The organism is Moraxella sp. CTOTU48268, from assembly GCF_032069585.1.
Lineage (GTDB): Bacteria > Pseudomonadota > Gammaproteobacteria > Pseudomonadales > Moraxellaceae > Faucicola > Faucicola cinerea.
Window position 1 is genome coordinate 1 of record NZ_DAMALV010000061.1, and the last position, 6604, is coordinate 6604.

General features: G+C 43.3%; 6 protein-coding genes. 5 read left to right on the forward strand and 1 reads right to left on the reverse strand.

Annotated features, from left to right (window positions below):
- Positions 1–207 precede the first annotated feature (207 nt).
- On the forward strand, positions 208–1191 hold the full coding sequence (locus RT143_RS11925) for a YheT family hydrolase (protein ID WP_313093264.1): 984 nt from the start codon (positions 208–210) through the stop codon (positions 1189–1191).
- A 79-nt stretch (positions 1192–1270) separates the two neighbouring features.
- Here RT143_RS11925 and gdhA read toward each other — a convergent pair whose 3' ends face one another.
- Positions 1271–2605 carry an NADP-specific glutamate dehydrogenase gene (gene gdhA, locus RT143_RS11930; protein WP_313093265.1) on the reverse strand — a complete coding sequence of 445 codons (1335 nt, stop codon included), beginning with the start codon at positions 2603–2605 and terminating at the stop codon, positions 1271–1273.
- Positions 2606–2907: 302 nt separating this feature from the next.
- Here gdhA and mpl point away from each other — a divergent pair, with 302 nt between their 5' ends.
- The 4 genes from mpl to RT143_RS11950 form a co-directional block, all read left to right on the forward strand.
- Entirely contained in the window at positions 2908–4341 is a 1434-nt protein-coding gene (gene mpl, locus RT143_RS11935) for a UDP-N-acetylmuramate:L-alanyl-gamma-D-glutamyl-meso-diaminopimelate ligase (RefSeq protein ID WP_313093266.1), read from the forward strand.
- A gap of 84 nt (positions 4342–4425) precedes the next feature.
- Positions 4426–5268 carry a ParA family protein gene (locus RT143_RS11940; protein WP_313093267.1) on the forward strand — a complete coding sequence of 281 codons (843 nt, stop codon included), beginning with the start codon at positions 4426–4428 and terminating at the stop codon, positions 5266–5268.
- Between the two features lie 259 nt (positions 5269–5527).
- Positions 5528–5785: a GlsB/YeaQ/YmgE family stress response membrane protein gene (locus RT143_RS11945; protein ID WP_036601338.1), complete on the forward strand. Its 258-nt coding sequence runs from the start codon at positions 5528–5530 to the stop codon at positions 5783–5785.
- 268 nt (positions 5786–6053) lie between these two features.
- On the forward strand, positions 6054–6604 hold a 551-nt coding region (locus tag RT143_RS11950; protein ID WP_313093268.1), incomplete at its 3' end, for an enoyl-CoA hydratase-related protein.

A 6604-nucleotide genomic window follows, 5' to 3' on the forward strand; every position in this document is an offset into this window, starting at 1 on the left:
AGCGAAAAAATCGGCTTTTACGGGACTGTGAAAGCCAGTGAATAACCAAAAGCCAATAACCACAGCAGTAGCGTAAAAGCGATAGCCTAGCAAAATTGTTCTCAAAAAAACCTATAAAACACCCTAAACTTACCTTACAAGTCACCATGAAAAAACTGTCAAAAAGCCGTAAAATAGTCAAAAATCATAACAATCACTAGGCATATTATGAACATTCATCAACTACCCCTAACGCCATTTCGCACCCCGTTTTTCTTAGCCAATCCCCACATTCAAACTATTTTACCCAAGTTTATCAAACTGCCAAAACCTAACTATCAGCGACACCTTCACCCTGACCGTACCGGCACCACCCAAGTGGCTTATGACTTTGTATTTGCCAATACCGACAATCAGCCAAACCTTGATAAGCCATTGGCGGTGATGTTTCATGGGCTTGAAGGCAGCAGTGATAGCCATTACGCCATTGCCTTTGCCCACCAAGCGCACCGATTGGGGTATGATGCGGTTATCGTCCATTTTCGCGGCTGCGGCGGGGTGGATAATACCTCAGAATTGGACTATAACGCGGGTGATACTGCCGAAGCGGTGCATATGTTTGGCCTGCTAAAAACTCAGTACGGTTATAGCCGAATTGTAGCCAGTGGCGTGTCGCTCGGCGCCAATATGCTGGCGCGTTATATGGGCGAGCAAGGCGATGCAGCTGCCTGTGAAGCAGCGGTGGTGATTTCTGCGCCAGTCGATTTGACGACTTCGGCAAAAGCCATGCATCGTTTTGTCGCCAAACGGGTGTATACGCCTTATTTGCTCAATCCTTTATTGCAAAAAGCCTTAAAAAAGGTCGACGAGCCAGCACTAATCAACGCCTTAAAAAATATCAAGATGATTGATGAGTTTGATGAGTTATATACCGCGCCGCGCCATGGTTTTGGCACAGGGGCGAATTATTACATCCAAGCGTCTGCCCTACCTGTACTCAAAAACATCACTAAACCTACGCTGATTATCACTGCCAAAGACGACCCATTTTTGGGAATTCTTGCCACCCAAGCCGATGTGTCACCTTGTGTGCGCTTACTTTATAGCCAGCATGGTGGACATGTGGGCTTTGTGCAATTACAAAACAAAAAACTCAATGTGAATTGGCTGCCTAGCACCAGCTTTAAATTTTTTCAGGCTTGTGCTGACTGATTGCTATGGCTTCAATAAAAAACGCCATCACAATGACGGAGCTTTTTATTTATTAAAGTTAATGAGGGGTTTTTTAACATTATAAAATGCCGTAATTCACCATGGCTTTAGCAATCTTGTTAAAGCCTGCTAGGTTGGCGCCTTTTTTATAATCAATGCTCCCATCCGCTTGTTTACCATGGTTAAAACAATCGTCATGGATATTTTTCATAATGGTTTTTAATTGCTCATCAAGCACCGCAAAGGTTGCGTATTGACGTACCGAGTTTTGTGACATCTCAAGACCTGATACCGCGACCCCACCGGCATTCGAGGCTTTTCCCGGCGCATAGATGACGCCATTACTTTGGAAAATGGCGATGGCATCGGCATCACTGGGCATATTGGCACCTTCTGCCACGTATTTAACGCCATGATTGACCAGATTTTGCGCATCGTGCCCATTGATTTCGTTTTGGGTGGCGCAAGGTAAGGCAATATCGGCTTTGATATGCCATGGGCGGCTACCGTCGATCCATTCTGCGTCATCACTGGTGCCGACGAAGTCTTTTAAACGTTTGCCTTGCGCTTTATAAGTTTTGAGCGCTTCAATTTGCTCTAAGGTAAAGCCCTGCTTGAGATATAAGGTACCTTTTGAGTCTGATAATGTCAGTACTTGTGCACCAAGCTCAATACATTTTTGTGCCGCATGTAGCGATACATTGCCCGCACCTGAGACCAAGACAGTCTTAGCCATCAAATCGTCATGATGGGCTTCTAGCATGTTTTGTAAAAAATAAACAAGACCAAACCCGGTTGCCTCGGTACGAATCAAGCTACCACCTTGTCCCACTGTCTTACCGGTTAATACCCCCGTAAACTCACGATTAAGCGTCTTATACATAGCGAACATATAATTAATTTCGCGGCCACCGACACCGATGTCACCCGCAGGTACGTCTATATCTGCACCAATATAAGGCGCTAATTCGCGCATAAAGGCATAGCAAAATCGGCGGATTTCGGCGTCTGATTTACCTTTTGGGTCAAAGTCCGAACCGCCTTTACCCCCACCCATGGGCAGACCGGTCAATGCGTTTTTAAAGATTTGTTCAAACCCTAAAAATTTTAGTACCGAAAGATTCACACTGGGATGAAAACGGATACCGCCTTTGTAAGGGCCTAATGCATTGTTAAATTGCACACGCCAACCGCGGTTGACTTGAACATTGCCTTGGTCATCTTCCCAGTTGATACGAAATTGAATAACACGGTCGGGGTTGGTTAAGCGGTCAAATAGATTAAGGTGTTGATAAACAGTGGATTGGTCATAAACCGCTGCGATATCTTCCCAAAATTCTTCGACCGCTTGGATAAACTCTGGCTCATTACTATGACACTGCTTTAAAATGCTTAATAACTCACTGCTTTTCATACCACTCCTCAATGCTTTAACTTCATAAAAATAGTGCAAAAACACTATTTTGGTGAATTTATAGTAACTTAGCACTGTCATAGTAATTTGTAAAACTATTTTGTAATTTGTAAAACTATTTTTCTGTACCTCTTTGGCAGGATGGGTTGCCGAAAACTAGACATGGGTGTTTGTGAGCAAGTTAACCTGCAACTGGATTTAATAGCTGACAAAGCATGATTTGTCCTTTAAAATTGTTAATTTTTAGCAAGGTTTAGCGGCTTTGGTTAGCCGCTAATGCGTATTTGACCTAAGGCAAACTTATGCACATTCATATTCTTGGTATTTGTGGTACCTTCATGGGTTCGTTGGCGCTGCTTGCGCGTGACCTTGGACATACCGTGACAGGCTCGGACGCCAATGTCTATCCACCAATGTCCACCCAGCTTAAAAATGCGGGTGTTGAGATTATGCAAGGGTACGCCGCTAGTCATTTACAACCTGCACCTGATTTGGTGATTGTCGGCAATGCCATGAAGCGCGGCATCGAAGCGGTTGAATATATGCTCAATGAGCGTATTCCTTATACCTCAGGCCCGCAGTTTTTGGCAGAGCAGGTATTGCAATACCGTCATGTATTAGCCGTCGCAGGCACGCATGGCAAAACCACCACTACCACGATGCTGGCATGGATTTTACACTATGCAGGCATTGATGCCGGCTTTTTGATTGGTGGCGTGCCACTTGTTGATACCCAAGATGAACGCCTACAACAAGCGTTTGCCCACAGTAGTTATTTGGGTAGTGATAAAACTGCGGATCATGAAGGTTATTTTGTCATCGAAGCGGATGAATATGACAGTGCTTTTTTTGATAAACGCTCTAAGTTTGTTCACTATCGCCCAACCACCGCCATTTTAAACAACCTTGAATACGACCACGCCGATATCTTCCCAAACCTTGCCGCCATCCAAACCCAGTTTCATCATATGGTACGTATGATACCGTCAAATGGCAAAATCATCATGCCAGCAGATACCGAAAGCTTGGAAGAAACCCTTAAAAAAGGCTGTTGGACCCCGATTTGGCGGACAACGATTGCTAGCACTAATCCCCACGCCGATTGGCAAGCCAAGCTAGTGAAACAAGACGGAAGCCAATACGAAGTCATGTTTGAGGGGCACAAAGGACAAGTCAATTGGCAGATGAGCGGGCTACATAGCGTCAATAATGGTTTAGTGGCAATTGCAGCAGCCTACAATGTTGGCATATCAGTTGCACAAGCCTGTGAAGCCTTATCCAATTTTGCGGGTATCAAACGCCGTATGGAGTTGGTCGGCACAATCGATAACAACGGCAAACAGATAGAAGTTTATGACGACTTTGCCCACCACCCAACCGCCATTGAAACCACGCTTGATGGTGCCAAAAAACGTTTTGCGGATAACCCAAACCGTAAAATCTGGGCAGTGATTGAACCGCGTTCAAACACCATGAAACTGGGCACCCACCAAGGTTTACTCGCGCCGTCAGCGAGTATCGCCGACCAAGTTATTTGGTATCAACCTGCCAATCTAGATTGGTCAGTCGCCGATGCTATTGGCAATGCTGCCAACCAACAAGTGATGACATCGACCGATGCGATTATTGAGCATATTGCAGCGCACATTGGCGATGACGATGCGGTGATTGTGATGTCAAATGGCGGCTTTGAAGGTATTCATGGTCGACTGGTGAAGGCACTGCAGCAAGCCTAACTGTTCTAACCTTATAAATTTGCTAGCAAAAATCGTGATTTTTTAGCATACTCATGATTATTTGTACAAATATTAGGTTACACAATGCTTACCCGAGTCATTTTTAATCAAAAAGGCGGTGTTGGTAAATCCAGCATTGCTGTCAATCTTGCCGCGATGAGCGCTCATCAAGGTTTGCGCACCTTACTCATCGACCTTGATCCACAGTGCAACGCTACCCAATATATCATCGGCGATGCGGCCACAGACATTCATCCCGCGCATATCACAGAACCCAATATTGAAAATTTCTTTTCACAAACCCTGCAAGCGACGTCTAGCCCTATGCCGATGATGTTTGCATTTCCATTTGGCGGTATGACGGGTAGTCGCAATCAAGGGTTGGAGCACTGCATTCACACCACCCGATTTGATAATTTATCACTGATTCCAGCCAGTCCCATGCTTGCCGATATTTTGCAGCCCCTTGAAAGCAAACATAAAATTTATAAATTAAAAGACGGCTTAAGCCTTTTAACGCAGCAGTTTGATCGGGTGTACATTGATACGCCACCGGCATTTAACTTTTTTACTTTGTCGGCATTGATCGCGGCTGATCGTGTCATCGTCCCGTTTGATTGTGATATTTTCTCCAAACGCGCGCTGCAAACCTTGGTGCAAAATATCTTAGAGACGCGCCAAGACCATAATAGTGACTTGTTAATTGAAGGTATTATCGTCAATCAGTTTGACCCACGTGCCAATTTACCCAAAGAAGTGGTACAAACGTTGGTCAATGAAGGCTATCCTGTGTATAACACCAAACTTAGCCCTTCGATTATCATGAAACAATCCCACCATCAAAGCTTACCGCTGATTTATTTGGACCCCAAACATAAACTCACCCAGCAATACGCTGCGCTTTATCAAGAAATCGAATCTAGATAACGGAATTTACATTTAATCGTCTCTACTGACATAGCATTACATTAAATAAAAAATCCTCTTAATACGTCAAAGAGAACTTACATAATTAACAAACCAACATTTTAACTGCGGGTAGCTTGTCTATAAAATACCAGTCATCAGAGAGGCAGTTATTAGTTAAAACCATAAATATAACAATTTAGCCCTGTAACGCCTGCCAATCGATTAAGCAACAAAACAAATTAAAAACTAGACAAGTTAAAAAATGAGGAGTGTTAAAATGAGCTTTATTTATATGATTATCATGGGTCTTATCGTTGGTGTTATCGCCCGTGCTATCAAGCCAGGTGCCGACGCAATGGGTTGGATTCTTACCATTGTACTGGGTATTATTGGTGCATTAGTGGGCGGTTTCTTAGCAGGTATGCTAGGCATGAATGCCAATGGTGGCTTTACTGGTCTAATTTTCTCAGTAATTGGTGCCATTATTGTGCTATTCGTTTATGAGCTAGCCACTGGTAAACGCCGTATTGGTTAATGCTGTATTAGTTAACTATGCAATCAATTTAAAATATCAATTAAAAAAAGGCATTTAATTTAAATGCCTTTTTTATTGGCTAAAATTTTCTGAACGCATGGTATCTAACGCTTGGTACGTTGGTTTTAATTTTTTTCAGTTTGAGTTTTTTGCCGTCATTGTCTCACTAATTTTAGAATCTCAGCTTAGAATAATGCTATATTGTTGACTTGGTTTTTAGCACTAGATACCTACTAGACACTGATGAGATACTAAGGTAAACACTTTCATGAAACAACTTGTCAATTTTCACACGCAAAATGGCGTTTTAGAAATCCAATTTAATCGTGCTGATAAAAAAAATGCCCTAACCAATGCCATGTACCAAGCCGTACAAACTGCGATGGAGCAGGCAAAAAGTGACGATAATATTCGAGTGATTTTGTTTACGTCAACCGGTGATTTTTTTACCGCAGGTAATGATCTTGTCGATTTTTTAAACAAAGCAGAAAATGACGATGCCAAGCTTAATGCGTTAGATTTTGTGCAGTTTTTGGGCGATTATCCCAAACCCATCGTGGCAGCGGTGACAGGCTCAGGCGTTGGCATTGGCTTGACGCTACTACTTCATTGTGATTTGGTGTATATCGTAGAAAGCGCTAAATTATTAGCCCCATTTGTGGATTTATCTTTGGTGCCAGAAGCAGGTTCCACCCTTTTACTGACGCAAAAAATTGGTTATCAGCGTGCCTTTGAGGTGTTTGTGATGGGTGAAAAAATCACAGGCAAACAGGCAGTTGAATTGGGCTTAGCCAACCAAGCTTTTGCTAGTAGCGATGA